The sequence below is a fragment of the Serratia proteamaculans genome, from assembly GCF_946227095.1.
GTDB classification, from domain to species: domain Bacteria; phylum Pseudomonadota; class Gammaproteobacteria; order Enterobacterales; family Enterobacteriaceae; genus Serratia; species Serratia proteamaculans_E.
Window position 1 is genome coordinate 1 of sequence record NZ_CAMISV010000022.1, and the last position, 19,630, is coordinate 19,630.

The 19,630-nt window shown below is 52.1% G+C and carries 30 protein-coding genes, 2 tRNA genes and 1 pseudogene; 14 read left to right on the forward strand and 19 right to left on the reverse strand.

Going from position 1 to position 19,630, the window contains the following annotated elements:
• The 6 genes from OC597_RS25830 to OC597_RS25855 all read right to left on the reverse strand — a co-directional run.
• The coding region (locus OC597_RS25830) for a DUF2570 family protein (protein WP_262211089.1) at positions 1-268 on the reverse strand (268 nt) is incomplete at its 3' end.
• The gene (locus OC597_RS25835; RefSeq protein ID WP_262211090.1) at positions 265-651 is read right to left on the reverse strand and encodes a M15 family metallopeptidase; all 387 of its coding nucleotides are present in this window, start codon (positions 649-651) and stop codon (positions 265-267) included. The genes OC597_RS25830 and OC597_RS25835, both read right to left, overlap by 4 nt.
• A gap of 6 nt (positions 652-657) precedes the next feature.
• A complete protein-coding gene (locus tag OC597_RS25840; RefSeq protein ID WP_262211091.1) occupies positions 658-936 on the reverse strand; it encodes a phage holin family protein in 279 nt (92 codons plus the stop codon).
• Entirely contained in the window at positions 926-1,300 is a 375-nt protein-coding gene (locus tag OC597_RS25845; protein ID WP_013813826.1) for a putative holin, read from the reverse strand. The genes OC597_RS25840 and OC597_RS25845 overlap by 11 nt, the downstream gene beginning before the upstream one ends.
• 319 nt (positions 1,301-1,619) lie before the next feature.
• Positions 1,620-1,693: transfer RNA gene (locus OC597_RS25850), tRNA-Gln, on the reverse strand.
• Between the two features lie 2 nt (positions 1,694-1,695).
• A tRNA-Arg gene (locus OC597_RS25855) sits at positions 1,696-1,772 on the reverse strand.
• A gap of 286 nt (positions 1,773-2,058) precedes the next feature.
• On the opposite strand from OC597_RS25855, the gene OC597_RS25860 reads away from it, so the two are divergent.
• Together OC597_RS25860 and OC597_RS25865 are read left to right on the forward strand one after the other, a co-directional pair.
• Entirely contained in the window at positions 2,059-2,793 is a 735-nt protein-coding gene (locus tag OC597_RS25860) for a HipA family kinase (protein WP_262211092.1), read from the forward strand.
• On the forward strand, positions 2,790-3,620 hold the full coding sequence (locus OC597_RS25865) for a DUF3037 domain-containing protein (RefSeq protein ID WP_262211093.1): 831 nt from the start codon (positions 2,790-2,792) through the stop codon (positions 3,618-3,620). The genes OC597_RS25860 and OC597_RS25865 overlap by 4 nt, the downstream gene beginning before the upstream one ends.
• A 29-nt stretch (positions 3,621-3,649) precedes the next feature.
• On the opposite strand, the gene OC597_RS25870 is transcribed toward OC597_RS25865, so the two are convergent.
• The 10 genes from OC597_RS25870 to OC597_RS25915 all read right to left on the reverse strand — a co-directional run bounded on the left by OC597_RS25870 (position 3,650) and on the right by OC597_RS25915 (position 9,211).
• Complete coding sequence (locus OC597_RS25870) at positions 3,650-4,006, reverse strand: antiterminator Q family protein (protein ID WP_262211094.1); 357 nt, start codon at positions 4,004-4,006, stop codon at positions 3,650-3,652.
• 52 nt (positions 4,007-4,058) lie between these two features.
• Positions 4,059-5,057, reverse strand: a complete 999-nt coding sequence (locus OC597_RS25875; protein ID WP_262211095.1) for a DUF968 domain-containing protein — start codon at positions 5,055-5,057, stop codon at positions 4,059-4,061.
• The gene (locus OC597_RS25880) at positions 5,054-5,425 is read right to left on the reverse strand and encodes a RusA family crossover junction endodeoxyribonuclease (RefSeq protein WP_262211096.1); all 372 of its coding nucleotides are present in this window, start codon (positions 5,423-5,425) and stop codon (positions 5,054-5,056) included. The genes OC597_RS25875 and OC597_RS25880 overlap by 4 nt, the downstream gene beginning before the upstream one ends.
• Positions 5,422-5,991: an MT-A70 family methyltransferase gene (locus tag OC597_RS25885; RefSeq protein WP_261162326.1), complete on the reverse strand. Its 570-nt coding sequence runs from the start codon at positions 5,989-5,991 to the stop codon at positions 5,422-5,424. Before OC597_RS25885 ends, OC597_RS25880 begins: the two co-directional genes overlap by 4 nt.
• Positions 5,988-6,215, reverse strand: coding sequence for a hypothetical protein (locus tag OC597_RS25890; RefSeq protein ID WP_262211097.1), 228 nt, complete (start codon positions 6,213-6,215; stop codon positions 5,988-5,990). Before OC597_RS25890 ends, OC597_RS25885 begins: the two co-directional genes overlap by 4 nt.
• Positions 6,212-6,559, reverse strand: a complete 348-nt coding sequence (locus tag OC597_RS25895) for a hypothetical protein (protein WP_262211098.1) — start codon at positions 6,557-6,559, stop codon at positions 6,212-6,214. The genes OC597_RS25890 and OC597_RS25895 overlap by 4 nt, the downstream gene beginning before the upstream one ends.
• Complete coding sequence (locus OC597_RS25900; RefSeq protein WP_262211099.1) at positions 6,556-7,293, reverse strand: ATP-binding protein; 738 nt, start codon at positions 7,291-7,293, stop codon at positions 6,556-6,558. The genes OC597_RS25895 and OC597_RS25900 overlap by 4 nt, the downstream gene beginning before the upstream one ends.
• Positions 7,274-8,194, reverse strand: coding sequence for a conserved phage C-terminal domain-containing protein (locus OC597_RS25905; RefSeq protein WP_262211100.1), 921 nt, complete (start codon positions 8,192-8,194; stop codon positions 7,274-7,276). The genes OC597_RS25900 and OC597_RS25905 overlap by 20 nt, the downstream gene beginning before the upstream one ends.
• Positions 8,195-8,392: 198 nt before the next feature.
• Positions 8,393-8,926 (reverse strand): YmfL family putative regulatory protein, encoded by a 534-nt coding sequence (locus OC597_RS25910; protein WP_262211101.1) that lies wholly within the window; start codon positions 8,924-8,926, stop codon positions 8,393-8,395.
• 27 nt (positions 8,927-8,953) lie between these two features.
• Positions 8,954-9,211, reverse strand: a complete 258-nt coding sequence (locus tag OC597_RS25915) for a transcriptional regulator (RefSeq protein ID WP_261286059.1) — start codon at positions 9,209-9,211, stop codon at positions 8,954-8,956.
• Positions 9,212-9,240: 29 nt separating this feature from the next.
• Between OC597_RS25915 and OC597_RS25920 the strand changes: the two genes are divergently transcribed.
• The 12 genes and pseudogenes from OC597_RS25920 to OC597_RS25975 all read left to right on the forward strand — a co-directional run bounded on the left by OC597_RS25920 (position 9,241) and on the right by OC597_RS25975 (position 17,054).
• Positions 9,241-9,906 carry a helix-turn-helix domain-containing protein gene (locus tag OC597_RS25920; RefSeq protein WP_261159119.1) on the forward strand — a complete coding sequence of 222 codons (666 nt, stop codon included), beginning with the start codon at positions 9,241-9,243 and terminating at the stop codon, positions 9,904-9,906.
• A 1,181-nt stretch (positions 9,907-11,087) separates the two neighbouring features.
• The gene (locus tag OC597_RS25925) at positions 11,088-11,618 is read left to right on the forward strand and encodes an HD family hydrolase (RefSeq protein ID WP_262211102.1); all 531 of its coding nucleotides are present in this window, start codon (positions 11,088-11,090) and stop codon (positions 11,616-11,618) included.
• Positions 11,618-12,238 carry a 3'-5' exonuclease gene (locus tag OC597_RS25930; RefSeq protein WP_262211103.1) on the forward strand — a complete coding sequence of 207 codons (621 nt, stop codon included), beginning with the start codon at positions 11,618-11,620 and terminating at the stop codon, positions 12,236-12,238. Before OC597_RS25925 ends, OC597_RS25930 begins: the two co-directional genes overlap by 1 nt.
• A complete protein-coding gene (locus OC597_RS25935) occupies positions 12,235-12,567 on the forward strand; it encodes a hypothetical protein (protein ID WP_262211104.1) in 333 nt (110 codons plus the stop codon). Before OC597_RS25930 ends, OC597_RS25935 begins: the two co-directional genes overlap by 4 nt.
• A 1-nt stretch (position 12,568) precedes the next feature.
• On the forward strand, positions 12,569-12,862 hold the full coding sequence (locus OC597_RS25940; protein WP_262211105.1) for a hypothetical protein: 294 nt from the start codon (positions 12,569-12,571) through the stop codon (positions 12,860-12,862).
• Positions 12,859-13,785 (forward strand): DNA cytosine methyltransferase, encoded by a 927-nt coding sequence (locus tag OC597_RS25945; RefSeq protein ID WP_262211106.1) that lies wholly within the window; start codon positions 12,859-12,861, stop codon positions 13,783-13,785. The genes OC597_RS25940 and OC597_RS25945 overlap by 4 nt, the downstream gene beginning before the upstream one ends.
• A gap of 266 nt (positions 13,786-14,051) precedes the next feature.
• A pseudogene (locus OC597_RS25950) lies at positions 14,052-14,465 on the forward strand (hypothetical protein); the annotation flags it as partial.
• Positions 14,462-14,809 (forward strand): hypothetical protein, encoded by a 348-nt coding sequence (locus tag OC597_RS25955; RefSeq protein ID WP_262211107.1) that lies wholly within the window; start codon positions 14,462-14,464, stop codon positions 14,807-14,809. The pseudogene OC597_RS25950 and the gene OC597_RS25955, both read left to right, overlap by 4 nt.
• A complete protein-coding gene (locus OC597_RS25960) occupies positions 14,806-15,456 on the forward strand; it encodes a hypothetical protein (protein WP_262211108.1) in 651 nt (216 codons plus the stop codon). Before OC597_RS25955 ends, OC597_RS25960 begins: the two co-directional genes overlap by 4 nt.
• Positions 15,449-15,793 (forward strand): hypothetical protein, encoded by a 345-nt coding sequence (locus OC597_RS25965; RefSeq protein ID WP_262211109.1) that lies wholly within the window; start codon positions 15,449-15,451, stop codon positions 15,791-15,793. The genes OC597_RS25960 and OC597_RS25965 overlap by 8 nt, the downstream gene beginning before the upstream one ends.
• A 56-nt stretch (positions 15,794-15,849) precedes the next feature.
• Entirely contained in the window at positions 15,850-16,101 is a 252-nt protein-coding gene (locus OC597_RS25970) for a pyocin activator PrtN family protein (protein WP_062790486.1), read from the forward strand.
• A gap of 128 nt (positions 16,102-16,229) precedes the next feature.
• Positions 16,230-17,054, forward strand: a complete 825-nt coding sequence (locus OC597_RS25975; protein ID WP_261251845.1) for a pyridoxal phosphatase — start codon at positions 16,230-16,232, stop codon at positions 17,052-17,054.
• Between the two features lie 33 nt (positions 17,055-17,087).
• On the opposite strand, the gene modC is transcribed toward OC597_RS25975, so the two are convergent.
• From modC to modA, 3 genes are read right to left on the reverse strand one after another with little or no spacing between them, the layout of a single operon-like run.
• A complete protein-coding gene (gene modC / locus OC597_RS25980) occupies positions 17,088-18,155 on the reverse strand; it encodes a molybdenum ABC transporter ATP-binding protein ModC (protein WP_207976031.1) in 1,068 nt (355 codons plus the stop codon).
• A complete protein-coding gene (modB, locus tag OC597_RS25985; RefSeq protein ID WP_099065156.1) occupies positions 18,156-18,845 on the reverse strand; it encodes a molybdate ABC transporter permease subunit in 690 nt (229 codons plus the stop codon).
• Positions 18,842-19,615, reverse strand: a complete 774-nt coding sequence (gene modA / locus OC597_RS25990) for a molybdate ABC transporter substrate-binding protein (protein WP_099065155.1) — start codon at positions 19,613-19,615, stop codon at positions 18,842-18,844. The genes modB and modA overlap by 4 nt, the downstream gene beginning before the upstream one ends.
• Between the last annotated feature and the right edge of the window lie 15 nt (positions 19,616-19,630).

The following is a 19,630-nucleotide window of genomic DNA, read 5'->3' on the forward strand; positions in this document are numbered from 1 at the left end:
ATTTCCTTTGATAGATGTCAGCCTGTTGGCGCAACTGCTGTTCTTGCTGTTGCTGGGCGGCCATCAGTGCACGGTTCTGAGCATCCTGTGTTTGCAGAATGGCTATCAACCCGGCCTGCAGTGCCAAGGTCTTTTGCTGCTCGGCAGACTGTTGCCGTGCCAGATCCAAACGATGTGATAACAACGAGCTATAGGCACCAAGGCAAATAGCGGTAAGCAGCAGCGCCACTAATCCACCGTTCTTTACCGTCGCCAGACAGCTATTCATGCCGGATAATCCCGATGTGGTAACTGGAAGTGCGGCCCGTCCTTCAGGGTTTTCCAATCACCACCCCACTCGATCGGCGTGTCCAACTCCGCGCCCGCCTGCTTAAAGGCTATGGCGATCTGCTCATAGTATTTCCACTCCCAGCTAATATTGCTGCCGAGATATGCCACTACGTCTACAGCATGCCCGGTCAGATGGCGGCTGTTCATCGTCTGGCTGGCGCCGGCAGCAACCATCTGTTTTTGACGTTCTCGGCTACGAAGCCCTTCCGTGATACCGAAATCTACGGGTGATAGCTCAAGTGCCCGGCGTGCAACCGCTACCAAAGCGGGGTTGACGCCAACGAGATTTTTCTCACTGCGTTGGCTGAATTTATAAGTCATGGTGAATTACCTTTGGGCGGGTTTTGCCAGTCTCATAACATTGCCGCGCGACGCAATTACCGCCACGCAGAACGACAAGTTGATTAATGTTTCCGACCAGTTTGCATAGTGATAATCACCGGTAAGAATACGGATCGTCACTGAGGCACTGGCGACGATCAGCAGCCAGGCGCAGAAAGAAGCAAAGAACCGGTGAGTTGCCCCGTTCCGGCGATACAACATCATGCGGGCTGCTATCACTGCACATGTGATGGCATTCACGATTAAGAGGTATTCATTTAGCATCGCTCCCCCCTCGCCGGAACCGGTCAAAAAAACCCGTTGGATTTTGACTAGCTGACATGAGTAGCCGAACTGCGATTGCGGAGGCCACCAACGCACCGACTGGATTACTGGCTTTGATGTCACCAGGTGTTGCCCAAGTGATGATGTCAGCAGCAAAAGGCGCTGCCAGAATTCCCACGAGTAAAGAAGCAACGAACAACGCCAGCTTTTTTAGCCAAGTAAAATCACTGGCTGACATAACAAAAATTACTGCGCCGGCGAATGCCCCGATCAACACGCCAGAATCTACCCCTGATAACAGCCCCGCTACAGTCACGCCGGTTAATGCGGTAGTCGCTGCCCCAGTACCTACCGGCTCAGTCATTTGTTTGCTCCTTTGCTCGCTCAGCGAACGCCGGGCGTAAGACATAAAAAAGGCCACGCATTAGCGCAGCCCTTAAATAGAAAAACCCCGGCAGATGCCAGGGTTAGAATTGGCGCCGGTCTTTCCCGGCTGTCACTTCACATCGAGGGGCGCACTTAGCAACTCCCCACCAAAGGGATCGATAGTGCGTATCAAAACTAAATGCGCCCTTCTGATGTACCAAAATTAGTGTAGACCAGAACATCCGACTGAACACTCACCCCTGAGTTTGACCCGACATCATTCCCTATAAAACGGGCAAGTGCTCATGCGGTTGTTCTGGCGCGGCCAGCGGGAATCGAACCCACGTCATCAACTTCAAAGGCTGAGGTAATACCATTATACGATGGCCGCGTTGGTCCGCCATCGAGGACTTGAACCCCGCACCAGGAGCTTAGAAAGCTTCTGCTCTATCCTGATGAGCTAATGGCGGTCAAAGTATAATTTTAGCGACGTAGCTACCCAGACTCAACCACCACTCACATTCGTAAACAAAAAAAACCACCGAAGCGAGGTTTTTGATTGGGTAAGCTACGTGACTGCGTAACCACTCTTATCACGTTACATGGGTTTTTGCGTACGCGTTAATGATTTCTTTCGCTAACGTGTGTAATGTTGTGTCATTAAATCTTACGCCTATGAGATTTCTTCTATCGTTTCTCTCTTGGCTTCTACTAAATTGATGATTACTGTCAATATTTTTATGGATGAATTTAATTATGGTTGAGCTGTCAGCAGTTGAAATTGTAAAACGGCTTGATGGCGGTATAACAAGACCATTTTTGTGCGGATGTGATGATGGTAAAAAGTACGTAGTAAAAGGACTTCCACACTTACCAAGAAAAGAACTTATTGCCGAATGGGTCTGTGCTCACCTTACTCATGCATTGCAACTACCTTTTCCTAGCTTTGCTAAGATCTGGGTTGATGACGGGTTGGTTAAATATCGACCTGATTGGAACGCAGATTTAAAAGAAGGTTGGGCATTTGGATGCGAATTTATCGAGCATGCTATGCCAATCACCTTCACTCAAGCCCACACGAAAATCGATGAAATTAGCCAAAAACTAATTTATCTTTTTGATATATGGACTAAAAATTCCGACAGAACCCTTTCACCCAAAGGGGAAGGTAATGTCAACATCATCTATGATGTAGGCAATAGTAGATTTTTTCTGATTGACCATAACCAATCCTTCGCTCACGATTGTGCCATTATGGAGTTTAGGACTCATGTATTCTCGTCCGACTACCGTAAATGGATACATGATCTGGCTGATAGACAGCACAACGAAGATTTGTTATCTAGCACCCTCATAGCATTTGATAATGCTTGTGACGCAATACCTGATGAGTGGCGTCTAGATGGGGATGAACATCAGCAACACATTGAATTTATGAAACAAACTCTTTTGCGCGTAAATGATGATCTCTTCTGGAGAGATGTAGTATGAGTACACCTTGCATGTACAGCATAATACGTTACCTCCCGTACACGGATACGGAGGAATTCGCCAACATTGGCGTGATTCTCTGCGCGCCCAAGACTGGTTATTTATCATACAAATTAGCACCGAAAAATAATGGTCGTGTAAGGACTTTTTTCAATGACACCAGCATTTATCCTATTGCTCGAGACTCATTTAACAATGAATTGAAGTTCATCAATGGGAATGCTTCAGCATTTTCTGATGATGTTGCTTTGGCGAATTTTTTCATCCGTTATGTGGAAAAAAGAGAGTCAATCTTCCAATTCAGTGATGTGCGTGTATCTATGGCCAAAAGCCCTATTAATGAACTCGATAGGCTCTATCAAAAATTCGTGAACGCTTCTGAAGTTACAAAGGAGCGCCGCGAAGAAATTCTTGCAAGGGAGCTTAAAGAACGCTTCCGGCAGCAAGGCGATTGGGCAAGATTTTTTAAACAAGAATCTTTGGGGAAAGAGCTGTCTAAGTTTTCAATGCCTCTTGTGCTAAACCGAGATGGGGTTGTTGACTGTGCAATAAAACCATTAGCCTTCGATCAAGATGAACCAGGTAAAATGGTAGAACATTGTGATACTTGGGTTGCAAGAATAACCCGCGCTGCAAGTGAGGGTATACTTGACTTAAGCAAAGTTCTGCTGCCACTTGCCCCCCCAATTAGTCCGGATAGCAAGCAAACTCATGCCATGCGTGTAATTAGAGAAACATTTGATAAAAATGATATTTCTACAATCGAGCATGAAAAACAAGACAGCATAATTGATTTTGCAAGACATTGTTATATAACAACTAACTAGCAAAGGCCCAGCAAATGCTGGGCTTTTTCCTACATTTCCAAATCTGCTTCCAACATAGCTAGACACCCACCGATGAAGCCTTCAGCCGTCTGCATTTCCTTCCGGATAGTGCCATCAGAGCACTTACGTTTTCTGGCTATTTTGCGCAGAGACATACCGTAAACATGGTGTGCAATCACGAGGTCGTACTCTTCAGGCTTGTACTTCTTCAGCCTGCTAACACACCCATCTATCACCAAACCATCATCATCACAGCATGATAGCTTTCCACTCGATGTCGGTGGTAACAACCCTTTAAATCCCGCTGCAATTGGTGAGTAATCAATCCCACTGTCCTCACGCGCCCACACGCCCCACCGTTCCAAAATTTCGTACATATCTCTCATGCTTTAATCTCCAGGCGTCTGGCCCGCATGCCAGCTCGCCTATTACTCCACACTATGAAATTGCACCGACCGATAACGAGTAGTCGATGAACCTGAACCACACCTCAATCTGACTGCCGTACTCTTCTTCCCACCGTGACAGGTCACGATGTAACTCATCGTGATGTTTCCGGCATAGCGGGATAGTAAAAAAATCATGGGCCTTTGTTGCCATGCCGCCCTGGCCATGACCAATGATGTGATGAGGGTCGTCAGACGATCCGCCACAACATGCGCACGGCTGAGACTTCACCCACTTGGTAAATTTCTCGCTTGTCCAGCGCTCACGCTTCGGTATCTTGAATAATGCCTTTGGCGGCTCCGGATCAATTACCAACACCTTTGCAGCCCTCTTGGCTATCTCGGCGATCATCTGACGTGGTGCCAGACTGGGGGTTATATCGGCCTCTTTCCGGGTACCTGATGGGATTGTGGTCGGCTTGATACGCAGTGATGCCGCCGCGACATTCTCAGGCAACAGATCAATGACCTCATTCACCCAGGCCCACCAGCACAGCTCCGGCAAAGTCAGTTGATGACTCTCTTCAAACATGAAGTGAACTCTGGCCCGATATACCACAAAATCAGCAATATTTTGTTCTGCTGTGACTGATAGCTCATCCATCGTCTTATCACGGTACATATGCGAATGGTGCCAGCACAGACGAATAGCACCGGTGCCATAACGCATGGTCTCCATGTTCTTGTCGTGATAATCGTCCTCGGCACACTGGCGCTGACAGTCATGACGGCGATCCAGCCAACTCTCCAGGCTGTTAATGCCACCAGCGGCAGAAAGAACGCGCTCATGCTGGAAGAACGGACGGAAGCGCGGGTCAATGGCCAGCTGCTGTTCTGTTGCCGGTAATGCACCTGACGGCATTTCACGAAACTCAGCCGGTACCGTGGCCACCATCACCCGGTCACCGAACATCGTCAGCAAGTCATTGCCTGGCTTTAAGATGACCTGTCCCAGTTCGCGGACAACGATCGGCTTCAGTATCCCTCTCATGCCTGCACCTCGCTGATCCGTAGTTCTACCTTGCCGCCCTTGGTCACTGGCCCCCACTTGGCATCGATATGCTTAATCTGGCTGTCATCGAGCCACACACCAGCCTGCGTCATCGCATCAAACAGTGCCTTGAAGAAGTTATCCAGGTCACGACGGGCTTTAGTCGGCGGGTAGAACACCACCGCTACAGATATGTCTGCGCTGATTGGCTTTGGACGGCGGCGCAATTGCTCCATTACCTGAGCGATAGCCTCTGCCTGGAATGCCCTGCCACGCTCACTGACCAGAGTACGGCCTCTGGATGCCCCTTTGTTTGGCGAACGCCAGTAGCCGTTAACGCTAGGCGGGAATGGCAACGTCAAATTCATACAGCCACCTCTGCCTTACCCGGCACCAATATCACCGACTGATCACACTGGTTGCCCCAACTGTCCCAGCCTTCGGCCTGTTGACGCGCGAACAATTCTATACGAGGCACATCCCCCAACAACTGAACCAGCTTCTCGCGAAACGCTTCAGGCTTAGCGCTGTGCTCCATTCGTGGTGCTGTGACATGTTGGCAAATCGATGCATCCAGGCGCGGTGGCAGCTTACCCTTGACCGCAAACAGACAGTCTTCGCTGTTGGCTCGGGTCATCCACCCCATGCCCAGCGCGTTGTTTCCCTTGTGCTTGTTCGTCTTGTGCCAGGTAAACCCCTTCATGGTCATCAACCGGAATCCCCACCCCTCCATGACCTTTAGTGCCTCCACCGGCTGAGTCGGTACCCACCACATTGCCAGCAGACAAGAATCAGCAGCCAGTTCCCACACCGGTAACCGACAGATGTCCGCTACGCTCATGGTCGGATACTTGAACCCTGCTCCACGCTTGCCATCTGCGCATTTGTCTTTGTACGTCCATGGTGGATCCGCGTAAATCAGTGAGTATTTCATGCAAAGTCTCCGATAGCCTTGCGAACCAAATACCGAACGCCGTAGTAATCCCAGCCAAAGTGCTGGCGCTGCCAGTCTGTTAGCCATCCCTGCGAGATTGCATATTTCCGAAAATCGCCGCGCTCCTGCCAGGTGCGCCAGTCCTCACGTAACATCCACCAGCGATACACCCGGTGCGCCACAGCCATCAAAGGCAAAACCTCAATGCCAGATACACACTTCATGCGGCTTGCTCCTCTACGGCGACCAGGCGGTAGAAATAAACCTGCTTGCCTGTGTCCGGATCCTTCAACGTGCGCTTTTCCTTAACCAGGCCATGCACCTTAGGGTTAACTTCACGCAATCGAGCGCTTATGGCCGCCTGGGTATCAGCCACGAAAAACATCATGAACACGGTTCTTTCCAATTCGCGTAACGTCATCCACTTGGCACCAGCCGCCGCCTGAATAACTCGGCCCATTTGGTTTTCTGGGTTGTCCTTCAACACACCAGCAAGGATTAGCCGACGGATGCCGCTGTTAACGCGTTCGCTTTCGAATACGTCCACTGGGATCGATAACTTTTTCATACCTTGCCCCCTTTGCGGCTGCGCATGCTGGCCCATGTGAATGGCACCCAAATGCCGCCATCGGTCTGGCGATCCATGATCCGCTCACCGACCATCTTCACCATTTCGTCGTATGTTTTGTTTGTTAACATACCGGTTGGCTTCAACTGCAACTGCCGACGGTCTACGATGTTGGTCAGTAAATTAACCTCGTAATCACTGCCCTTCTGTAGCCCAACCTCATCCAGTACCAGAAGGTCTAACCGGCACAGGTCGCGCAGCAGATCAGCTTCTTTCACTGGGCTGTCTTTGCTGAACGTGGCTCGGTGGTTTTCAAACAGCTCAGCTACCGTCATGACCATCGCGGAGTGTCCAAGCTTAATCAGGTTCCTTGCCATAGCGCTGGCCAGGTGGTTTTTGCCGGTACCGGTATTACCAGAGAAGATGAACCCGCCATGTGTATTGCCAAATGACGCCACATATCCCTTGGCTGCATCCAGTGCCGCCTGCTGTTCCGGACATTCCACAACGTAATTGCTGAAGGAACATTTCTGGTGCAAAGGCTGGATGCCTGAACGACCAATAATCTTTTCCATTCGGGCTTGGCGGTTCCGATCCGTGATCTGCTGATTGGATTTTTGCGCCTCTTCTGTCTGAAACTGCTTCCAGCCTTCGACAGTGGTAAAACGTGGCTGCACATGTGCCGGTTTAAGCGCCAGCAAGCGGGCCATCACATCAGTTGACGATGCCATCATGATCACCTCCAGTGTTTGGTAAGCCATTGCTGAAGCCCGGCGGTATTGCGCCAGTGGCTGGTGTTACTCGGTGGTTGGTGCTGGTCTGCCATTTCCCGTTGACGTAGGCCGGACGCCCTTTTTTCGCCCAGGCATTACTGGACTGCTGGTACCCAGGGAATTTGGTCGGACCGAAGAGCGTCGAGGGCCGAAGGTAATCGGACATTGCCAGATCATTACCCCACTTCGCCGTTAAGTAATCGACCGTCAAAACAAGCTGCTCAGGGGTAAACCCGTCATGCAAACGTGCCCGGATGTTCTCCAGTGAGCTTTTCGAGGTCTGGTAGCGTGAGCCAGTTACCAGGTTCAGGTGTTTTAAAACTGCCTTGGCCTGGTCAGTGATTAACACTTCAGGGTCGGTCTGCGCAGCAGGCTGACAATTAGGTTTTTTACCTGATGGATCTTGTTTTGAATTTACTGACGGATCCCCCCCAGATTCTGGCGGGTGAGAACTGCCCTTTTTCGTGTTTTCTGAACGGTCGGATTCTGAACGTTCAGATCCTGACATGTCAGATTTTGAATGGTCAGATTCTGACGTGTCAGAATCTGGACGGTGAGACTCGACGCTTAACGCCGCTGCTTTCAGCTTTGGCACATTCAGGGTGTAAATATTGCTGTCGTTACGCTGCCCTCTACGGCGTTCCTTGCGTGTCAGCCATCCATCACTTTCAAGTTCGCCGATCGCAGTCGTGACCGTACTCCGGCCAGCACCAATCTCACGGGCGATTTTCTCAATCCCCGGATAGCAGATCCCCTCATCGTTCGAGAAGTCAGCCAGACGAAGCATTACAAGCAGCTTGGTACCCTTCACACCGTGCGCAGCGCAGCCGTCCCATACATAGCTGGAGACTTTTACGCTCATGCCACAACTCCTGGCGCCGGTAGTGCCAAATATTTGCAACGATCCACAACTTCCTGCAACGTGCTGTGGGTGACAGGCAACCAGCCGCCCGGTATTCTCATCACATAACGCAACGGCACTGGCGGTTTAGCACAGCTCGCAGCTACACAACGAAATTGCCCACGCAAACGAGATTCTGTTACTCTGTTCATGCGTTAATTACTCCACACGTTTAGTTAATGCGCCCGACGCCACAGACCGCATATCTGTGGCGTCACCCTCTCCAAATAACATCTCTGTAACGACCATGATTTCCGCTACCAAACACTGCACCCGATAGCCTTTTGCCTTCATGCGTTTGCTTTCTTCGCGATCCAGAATGCCGTCTGATGTTGACTCGTTATGGAAGCGTGCGAACTGGCCCAGAGACGCCAGCAGATCGTTAAATTTGTAAAGCAGCTCCTCATTGCCCATCTGCTCGATTTCCGGCAGCTTCACGAATACGCCACCAGCGTGCTTACACATCGCCTCAGTGATATCGCTACGGCCTGAGATTGATTCCATTTCTACAGCCATACCCAGCGGTACTACCTGCCCTGATACCTGGCGGACGCGGTTACGTAGTGCGTTTTCAGTGCCGGCTACCGGATCCAACTCCTTCGCCATCGCACTGTACTTGCCTGGGAACTGAGTGATCAGCTTGTGTATCGCGTCGCTGATATCGTCCTGGGTGGGAAAGTCTTTGTTGTCCACAAGGTTTCTCCGATTCTGTGGTTTTGGTTAAGCCGCGGGGGCATTAACATGGTTAGCGCCGAGGTCATCAGGGGATTTGTCTTGAAGGGAAGCGAGAATTTCCGTAGTTGTCAGTTGACCATTAGTGGCAGCGACAATTGCAGGGATGTATTGTGAGCGAATCCCTCCCCCGTTTAACCATTTGCTTACCGCTGACTGATCTACCCCCACCTTCGTGGCGAGCTCCTTCTGGGAGCCGGCGAGTGAGATTGCTTTTTGGATAACGCCATTGACGCCGTTCATCATTAGCTCCTATTACCTTTGGAATGTAAAATATGACCCAAGTAATAGATAAAGTCAATTACACCGGTCATTTGACGAATGATTACTTAGGGAATATTTTTCAAGTCATGAAAACACTATGTGAACGACTTCAAATTGCCATGCAGAAAAGCGGGGTTACTTCTCAAAGTGAACTCTCGAGGCTGTCTGGCGTAAACCAATCCATAATCTCCAAGATCCTTGCCGGAAAAAATGAGACTTCTAAATATTCCGGTAGGATTGCGGCTGCCTTAGGTGTTAGTGCTGATTGGCTGATAAACGGCTCTGGAAGCATTGATGGTGAGGATGGCCCAATTCAAAAAGTTGATGTATCTCGACTAGTTTCAGTCTGGGATGCTACAGGTATTACTAATGATGTTATCTCCTGGCATGAAAGTGTGCCCGACCGTTTTCGCGCTTATGTGATGCCGAAAAACACAGGAATAGAAAGAGTTCCTGTTGGAGCAATAACCTTAGTAGATCCAGCGATTACTCCGGGTAATGAAGATCTTGTTGTAACCTGCATCAGAGGTGAGATTTCTACATTTAAGTTTTTAGAAGGTGGTTCCGGTTATGGTTTTTTAGCAGTTGATGATGACCGGGTACCGCTTTTTGAGGTTGTTGATTCTTCCTGCATAATTGGAGTTGTTGAACAAATCCTCATAAGAAAATTGCGGTAGTAAACTATTTCGTCATCATCAACTTTTGCCTCTTCGTATTCCCCAGTTTTTTGTTTTCTAAACAAAATACCCATAAATTAACCTACCTTATGCCACTACGGGCACTATAGCCCGTACATGGACATGAATACTGTTTATCCATACAGTATAATAAGCTACGTATTAAAGATAACAGTTTTTTTTGTCCCCGCTCCACCACAACTATTACCTAAGTAATATAATTTATTCTCTCATGCTTGACTTTAAATATTACTCAAGTCATAGTTAGTCTATCAAAAGCGAACAGGCAGGACGCCCACGAAGTAGCCGCCCGAGGCACACGAAGATCGGGATGATTCGCATACCAGCGTTCACAGCAGAGGGTTACACGATGGCAAAAACAATCTTCGGCAAGGTAGTTTCTGGCGCAACCAATAAGGCTGGATGTTATGGCCGCTTCCATATCGGTCGCCGGGTATCAAGTACCGACATCACCTGCGCTAAACGCTACACCCCGAGCGCCCTGTCACCGAACGACATGAAATATGGGTGTTACTCAGTCGTCGCGTTCGGTTGAACTAACCAAGCGCTCTACGGGGCGCATCGAGGCAATCATGAGCGCAAAAGGTTGGAAGGCTTTGGTTTATAGCGCGGTTGTTGGTTTGGTTGTTTGGCTGTTGTTAGGTACTTGGATAGTGATGTTCGTCGCCGGGTGACCGGCGCACATCGGAATGCTCACTCGCCCTTTCCCTTAGTTCTGGGATCGGTGGAGGATCCTAACTCATGAGTGAGCATCTCGATGTGGTATCCGGTGATAGGCGGGCTCCCTCTCCGTCTGTGGGTTCGACTCCCATCACCACACATTATGCGCCGCGCCGGCGGCACTGCAGCGAAAGCAAGCGCAGATATCCGGCAAGAATTTTGCTGTGTGTAGTGAAGCCTTTGCGGCTGCTCTGATTTGGGTTGGTGTCAGCCGCATTTTTTCACATATCTGGTGGCGTACTGTTCCGGGTTCCCCTTATCCCTTTACACAGTATAAAGCCCCGGCGCGGTGCGCCACCTGATGTGTGAGTAATTAACCGGGAGCCAGCGCTATGCGGGTGTCTGGCCTCCATTCTTAAAACCCGATTTTCTCTCTGCGAAAAGTTGCCAATTCTGGCAGGGTTTCGCTTTGCCGAAAATCAGCGTGTGGGAATTAACGTATGAGCTGGATTACCACTTTTACAGGCCGTCACTTGGACTTTGCGGCGCCGGCAGTCGAAAGTATTTGCATCGAAGATATCGCACAGGCGCTTTCCCATGAGTGCCGGTTTGCCGGCCATCTGCCGAACTTCTACAGCGTGGCGCAACACTCAGTGCTGTGCAGTCAAATTGTGGCGCCAGAGTTCGCTCTTGAGGCGCTGATGCACGATGCCACCGAAGCCTATTGCAAAGATATCCCTGCCCCACTTAAGCGCCTGCTGCCGGATTACCAGCGTATCGAAGACCAACTGGACGCAGTGATCCGCCAGCGCTTCGGCCTTCCTCTGCAGATGGATATCGCAGTGAAGTATGCAGACCTGGTGATGCTGGCAACCGAACGCCGGGATCTCGATATCGACGATGGAAAAGTATGGCCAATGCTGGAAGGCATTTTCCCAACTGACATCGTGATTAATCCGGTGATGCCAGTGCAGGCGCGGGCAATGTTCGTTGCACGCTTCAATGAGCTGACTGAATGGGGAGTGCTGTGATGATTAACACAATCACGATCGATACCGAAACCCTGGACGTGTTGCCGTCGGCAGTGCTTCTCTCTATCGGCGCGTTTGCTTTCAATATTGACGACGTTCACCAGACCCAGCAAAGCATCATCAAAGTGGCCCGTGAGGGTGAGTTGGCCGACTACTCAACCAACGCATTTTACTGCCTGGCTGACACCTTCGATCAGTTGATGAAAGGCCGTACCGTCAGCGCAGCAACCCAGGACTTCTGGCGCAAGCAAGGAGAAGACGCGCAGGAAGCTTTGGTCGGTGAACGTGAACCTCTGTGCCAATCTCTTGGGCTACTGTCCAACTGGATTAAGCAACACCCTAACGCGCGGATCTTCTTCCGTGGTACCGACTTCGACGGCTCTATCCTTGAGCATGCCTACCGCATGTATGAGATCGAATGCCCGTGGCACTGGGGCGGCAAGCGCGACGTGCGCACCTATATCGATGCCATGATCAAAGGCACCAAAGGTTACCTGCCTAAAACCCACCAGCCATGCTTCGCGATGGTTAAGCATAACTCCCTGCATGACGCTATGAACGACGCAGAGCAGATGGCCATTGCCTATCAACTGAATAGCCAACAGGTAGGTGCGGCATGACCGAAGTATTGACCTACGAAGCCCTGAAAGCTGAGCGCGACGCGCTGGCTGTTGAGAATGCGGCGTTGAAGTCCTCGGTTGATCTTATTGCTTCTGCCTATACCGAAGGTGAGCCAGCAGGATTCGAAATCGACAGGGCCAGACACATCAAAACCCCAGCCACTGACGCCGCCCTTGCAGCTATCGAAGCGCGGGGAGTGGAGAAGTTTGCTGACTTCCTCGGCAAAAAATATCAATGCGAGAAAGGAGCCACTGCTAGAGCAAAGGCACTTAAGCACATCGTGTTCCTGTCTTGCCGATTCGCCAACGAGCTGCGGGAGGGTAAATAACATGGCCTGTAATTGCTTTGAAAAAACAGCCGCGCTGTTCAAGCAACGCATTTCTGAGAAGGTCGGCTATGCGCTTGGTGAGATTGAAGATGCTGGATTCGAAAACTCGCTCTACAGCTTAAACGGTAGCGATCATTCCCCGGTGGCGATGAATTTTAAATTCCGATACTACCGCAAGCGCAAGGGCGGCGGACTCGCTACTAACCAGACCAAAGCAGATCACCTATGCATGATGAGTTACTGCCCTCTCTGTGGGACTAAATTCGAAGGCGACGAGCTGCGGGAGGCCAAATGAAAGGTATCGACTTATTCGCTGGCCTCGGTGGCTCATCTACTGGCGCCACAAAAGCAGGTGTGGAAATCGTCTGGGCTGCAAACCATTGGCAAGCAGCTGTTGACGCTCACACGCTGAATCACCCTAACACCGTTCATGCATGCCAGGACTTGCATCAGGCTAATTTCGCATCCGTTTTGGAATTGGCCCCAAGACTGGATCTGCTGCTTGCCTCTCCGTGCTGTCAGGGCCACAGCAAGGCCCGAGGGAAAGCCAACGGAAACCCACAGCACGATGCTAGTCGCTCAACGGCGTGGGCGGTTACAGCGGCGGCTGAGGTGCTAAATCCTGAGCAAATTATCGTTGAGAACGTGCCGGAGTTCCTGCAGTGGTTACTGTTCCCTGCGTGGGAGCATGCCATGCAGAAGCTGGGATATACACTGGCGTCACACATCGTTGATTGCGCCGACCTTGGCGTACCTCAGAACCGTAAGCGCATGTTCATCGTCTGCACCAAGAGCAAAAATCCGCTGATGTTGAAGTTGCCAAAGCTTCCGCATGTCTCGGCTGAGTCGTTCATCGATTTCGACTCTGGCCGCTGGTCACTGGTCAACAAACCAGGTCGCGCATCGGCCACACTCGATCGGGTAGCAAATGGACGAGCCCAATTCGGCGATCGGTTCCTGATGTCGTATTACGGCAACACCAAATCAGGCCGCTCCCTGCAGCGTCCGATCGGCACTATCACGACACGTGATCGCTGGGCAGTAGTTGACGGTGACCGCATGCGCATTCTGACCAAGGAAGAGAACATGCTGGCCATGTCATTCCCTGCCGACTACATCAAACCACCATCGCACAAGCTAACCGTTCACATGGCCGGTAACGCGGTGCCGCCAGAGGCGATGTATCAGATGGTGAAAGCACTGAAGGAGCAAGGCTGATGTACAACAAGCAGAATGCACTTAAAGACGTTGCCGACTACTGGCGCAAAGTGAAATCCGGCGAACTACCGGCACCAAGCCCGAATGACATCGACTTCACAATCTGGACTGCCGAAGCCGCAATGAAGCGTATCGCAGAGCTTGAGCGCCTGATCGAAGGTGTAACCCAAGAGGCCATCGCTGGCGGCTGGACTGCAAAAGGTATCAGTGACTATGCCATGTCACTTGAAGCCAAGCTGGCTACGCCGGCGCGGTTGCCTGATGAGCTTGCCGGAATAGGTGAAAACCTACGCACACAGGACAACCGCATTACCTCCGAACCGATGTTCTGTGTCTATCAGAAGCGAGAAATCGTTGCTGATGCTGAATACGACCATGATCGCATTGTGTGGGTTGATGAGGATGGTCTTGAGGCCAATGAACGCCAGAGAATGCGCTTGGAACTGCTCCATGATAATTGCCGTGAAGCGCCCGCGAAATGGCGCAGGGTTGCAGTGAAAGAGATTGATGAATTCGTTACCTGCTGCTTTACCGAACAGGGCTGTAAAGACTATCTGGCATGTAATGGACACAATCTGAGACTGCCATTTATCTATGTTAAAAGCGGCTTCAGGAACGCTGAATATATCGCTCTTCGTAAATGGTTAATGACCTTCACCGTAGAGGGGGATAAGCAGTGAGCAAAGTAACTTTCGTTGTTGAATATGAAGACGGAAAAGAGCCAATGGTTGGTGCAGCTACCCAGGTGCATGGCGGCAAGCTGGTTTCCGTGGCCTGGCGGGATGCAGTCAATGAGCATCTTAATTTGGCTGCGGATATCCTTCCCCCACCAAACACCACTGTGCTGTTGTTTGATGCCAATGGTGAAGGCTGGCTACTCGGCTGGCGGTCACCGTGGCGCAGCATGGGTGGCAAAGAGACGGGGGCTTGGCAGTGGTCATTACAAATCGACGGACTGAGCCATGAAGACGTGAATATTACCCATTGGTTAGCGATACCAGATGAGCCGCGGGAGGATGCATGACACAGACACTAACGACTGAGATGTTGCAGGAAATTTATGAGGCCGCAGTGCATGTAGAGGCTGTTGGGGATGAACAGGATGCATGCTTCGAATTGCTCTGCAAGCTGGAAGATGTTGGCGGCACTGGTTCAACAATCCGCAAGCTGATCGACATGGTTAGGGCGGCTAACCGGGAGGCGCAGCCGGTGTATCAATGCCGATTCTTCACTACCGATGTTGACGGCAAGCAAATCGGAGAGTGGCAGGATATGGATAAAGGGTTCTATGGCCAATACGACCCATACTGTCGGCGCATTCTGTACACCGCCCCGCCAGCGCCAGCGCCAGCAGTGCCGGATGCGATTGGTGTTCAGGAAGCCAAGGAACTATTCAACTATTTGATGACAGAAGAAGAGCTTAACGCAACGGTAAATGGTTATAACGCCTGCCGCGCCGATATGCTCAATGGTGCCCTCATCGGTGAGGGTAGCAACAAACCTGTAAAACAGGGTTACAAGTTGGTGCCGGTTGAGCCGACAGAGGAAATGATAGCCGCTGCAATGAACTGCGACGATGTGGAGTTCAATTCAGATGAAACATTCTGCGTTAACTTCGACAACATCTACCGCGCAATGCTGGCAGCAGCACCGGAGGGCGGCAATGGCTAAGACTGATGCTGAACGTAAAGCAGCACAACGGGAGCGGCAGCGTAAAGCAGGTGTTGTCCCTTTCGAACTTAAGCTGGATCAGCAGGAAATCGATATGCTACGGGAGAACTGTGCGGCTCGCCGGCCGCAACGTGAACCTTATGACATGGATGAATATATCACCATGCTGATCAGGAAGGATAACGCCGAATTAAAAAAGCTGTTGGCGGCACGCGATAACCGGTGCTGTGGTAAGTGCAAGGACAAGCTACCAGGGGATCCTGAGGGTTGTTACTTCCTCGGTGATTCTGAGTGCTGGCAAACCTACGGTTGGCACGAAACTAAATTAATAGTGTGACATGTCACGATTGAATTAATGCCCGTATGCGGCGGGCTTAACGTGTGGAGACAATCATGAATACAATGTTTTTGTTGATGGCTGAATATGAAAAGTCCAATATTCCTCTATCAGAAATTGCAGAGCGTTACCTCGGGCTTAAACCAGCTACCGCTGAACAGAAAGCGGCAGAAGGAAAGCTTCCTATCGCGACGTTTCGTGTGGGGAATACCCAAAAAGCGCCACGCCTGGTGCATGTTGAAGACTTGGCCACGTTAATAGATCAGCGCCGAAAGGCGGCAAAAGAAGAGCTGGAACGCTGCAGATAATGCTGTGTGGGGTTCGCCCCACCAGCACCCCTATGGCACCCCACAAACATGTAATGCATTGATTTATAAACACCATAAACAAGATGTACCATCAGGTTAATTTTGATGCTAACAATAATGAGAACCCTATGAGCTACCGCGTCATTGCCCTCGATTTGGATGGCACCTTGCTGGACAACCAAAAACGCATTTTACCGCAGTCGCTGGCTGCCCTGGCCCAGGCACGCGCCGCCGGTATCAAAGTGGTGGTAGTCACCGGTCGCCATCATGTGGCGATCCACCCGTTCTATCAGGCGCTAGAGATAGACACCCCGGCAATCTGCTGTAACGGTACCTATCTGTATGACTTCCAGCAGAAGAAAGTGCTGGCCGCCGATCCGCTGGAAAAAGATCAGGCCAAGCTGGTGCTGCAGATGCTGAAACAAAGCGATATTCATGGCCTGATGTACGTAGACGACGCCATGCTGTATCAGGACTTGAGCGGCCACGTCACCCGTTCATTGGCCTGGGCAGAAAGCCTGCCGCCGGCACAGCGCCCAACCTTGCTGCAGGTCAACAGCCTGGTTCAGGCCGCCGACGAGGCAAAGTCGATCTGGAAGTTCGCCACCTCGCACGCCGATATTCCTGCGTTACGCAGCTTCGCCGAAACGGTGGAAAAAGAACTCGGGCTGGCCTGTGAATGGTCGTGGCACGATCAGGTCGACATCGCCAAAGGCGGTAACAGCAAGGGGAAACGCCTGCAACAATGGGTGGAGTCTCAGGGCTTGAGTATGGATCAGGTGGTGGCCTTCGGGGATAACTACAACGATCTCAGCATGCTGGAAGCGGTAGGTCTGGGTGTGGCGATGGGCAACGCCGATGACGCCATCAAGCAACGCGCCGATTTGGTGATCGCCGATCACCTACAGCCAGGCATTGCCGAGGTGATCCGCACCCGCGTGCTGGGCCAGTAATACTATTGCCCTCCCCCGCTGGGAGGGCGCTATTCAACGCGCCTCGCGGCTGATCGACACGCTTTTGACCTGCGCATACAACCACTGCCCCGGTCGGATTGCCAGTTCGTCACGCGCCCACGGCGTAATACGCGCCCAGAGTATGCTTTCTCCCACCGCCAGTTTCACCTCTACCTGCCCGTCAACCTCCAGGCACTCGCTCACCTTGGCCGGCAAAACGTTACGGATACTGCTGTTGACCGGCGGCTGTAATATCAGCGAGACATCGGCGGCGTTGATGCGGATACGCAGTTGAGCGCCCAGTGGGGCATCGACACCGCTGACCCACAGCCGTTGGTCGCCCAACGCCAGCGCCGTCATCGCATAGCGCGTATGGTGTTCAATCACGCTGACACGTAACACGCTGCTCTGATCCTCACGCTGCAACCAGGGCCGCAGCGCACTACTGGCCCACACTTCTTCCAGCCCACCGAAGGCCCGCACCTGGCCGTTATCCAGCACCATAACCTGCTCCGCCAGGCGCAGAATTTCATCCATGCTGTGGCTAACGTAGAGGATCGGCGTGTTGACGTCCTGTGCCAGCCGCTCCAGGTAAGGCAACAGCTCGCGCTTGCGCGGCAAGTCCAGCGACGCCAGAGGTTCGTCCATCAACAACAGTTCCGGCGCGGTCAACAAGGCACGGCCAATCGCCACCCGCTGTTTTTCACCGCCAGACAGCGTCAACGGCAGGCGATTAAGCAACGGGCCGATGCCCAGCAGTTCAACAATGTTGTCGAATTGGGCTCGCATACCGGCGGCCATGCCGTACTGCAGGTTGCCGCGTACCCGGTAATGCGGGAACAGGCGCGCATCCTGAAACACATAACCAATGCGGCGTTTTTCCGGCGGCAAGCACAGGCCGCGATCGGTATCCACCAGCGTGCGGCCGTTGAGAACGATTCGGCCCTGTTGCAAGCGCGTCAGGCCGCCGATAGCGTTGATTAATGAAGTTTTACCGGCCCCGGACAGACCGAAGATAGCGGTGATGCCCTGAGCGGGCAGATCGGCGCACACCTTAAGGTTAAGATCGCCAAGGCGTTGGCTAAAATCCAGCTCCAGCATTTACACGCCCATCCGTTTACGGCCCCAGCGGGCCAGCCACTCGGAAACCATCAGTGAAACCAGAGACAGCACAATGGCAATCACGCACAGGCGCGCTGCAGCAGCTTCTGCCCCCGGCGTTTCAATCAGGGTATACATCGCCAGCGGGATGGTGCGCGTCTCGCCAGGAATATTGGAAACAAAGGTAATGGTGGCACCGAACTCGCCCAATGAACGGGCAAAGGCCAGCACCACACCGACAATCACACCGGGTAACGACAGCGGCAGCGTGATGGTGAAAAACACCCGCCACGGGTTGGCACCCAGCGTACGGGCGGCCTGCTCCAGACGGGTATCTACCGCCTCCAGCGCCAGCCGGATGGCACGTACCATCAGCGGGAAGGCCACCACCGCGGAAGCCAGTGCCGCGCCGCGCCAGCTAAAACTGAAGCTGAAACCGAACCAGTCATACAGCCATTCGCCGATCACGCCGCGCCGCCCCATGGCGATCAGCAATATATAGCCGACCACCACCGGCGGCAGTACCAGCGGCAGGTGGATAATGCTGTCCAGCAGCGACTTGCCGGGGAAGCGGCAGCGCACCAATACCCAGGCCATCAGAATGCCAAAGGGTAAGCTGCACACCACCGCCAGGGCGGACACTTTCAGGCTCAGCTCAACCGCCTGCCACTCGTACTCACTCAAAATCATTTACGGGGGGAGAATCCATACTGTTTGAAAATGGCAGCCGCTTCCGGGCTCTTCAGGTAGCTGTAGAACGCGCTGACGGCCGGCGTTTGATGGCCTTTAACGATGGCCATCGGGTATTCAACCGGTTTGTGACTGTCTTCCGGGAAGATCGCCACCACGCTAACTTTATCACTGGCCACCGCGTCCGAGCCATAAACAATGCCCAGCGGAGCTTCGCCACGTTCCACCAGCGCCATCGCGCTGCGTACGTTGTTGGCCCGCGCCAATTTTGGCTCCAGTGCAGTCCAGGCTCCGAGGTTTTGCAGTGCTTCCTTGGCATAAATACCGGCCGGCACGTGGTCCGGGTCGCCCACCGACAGACGGCCGCCATTCAGCAATTTCGCCCAGTCGGTCTGCTTATCGAGCGTGATTTTAGCCAGTTTGGCATCTTTGGCCGCGATCAGCACCAGCTCGTTACCCAGCAAGGTATAGCGGGTGTCTTTAACTATCTGCTGTTTGTCGATGGCATAATCCATCCACTGTTGATCGGCGGAGATAAACAAATCGGCCGGAGCACCCTGCTCAATCTGGCGTGCCAGCGTAGAAGAGGAGGCGAAGGACGAAACCACCTGAACATCCTTGCCTTTCTGATACTGGGTCGCGATGTCCTGCAACGCGTTAGTCAGCGACGCCGCCGCAAAAACGGTGACTTTCTCCGCCGCAGAAGCCTGCATGATCATACCTGACGCCAATACAATACCGCCGACCCACTTGGTCCATTGCTGTTTCATTGTTTTCTCCGCAAG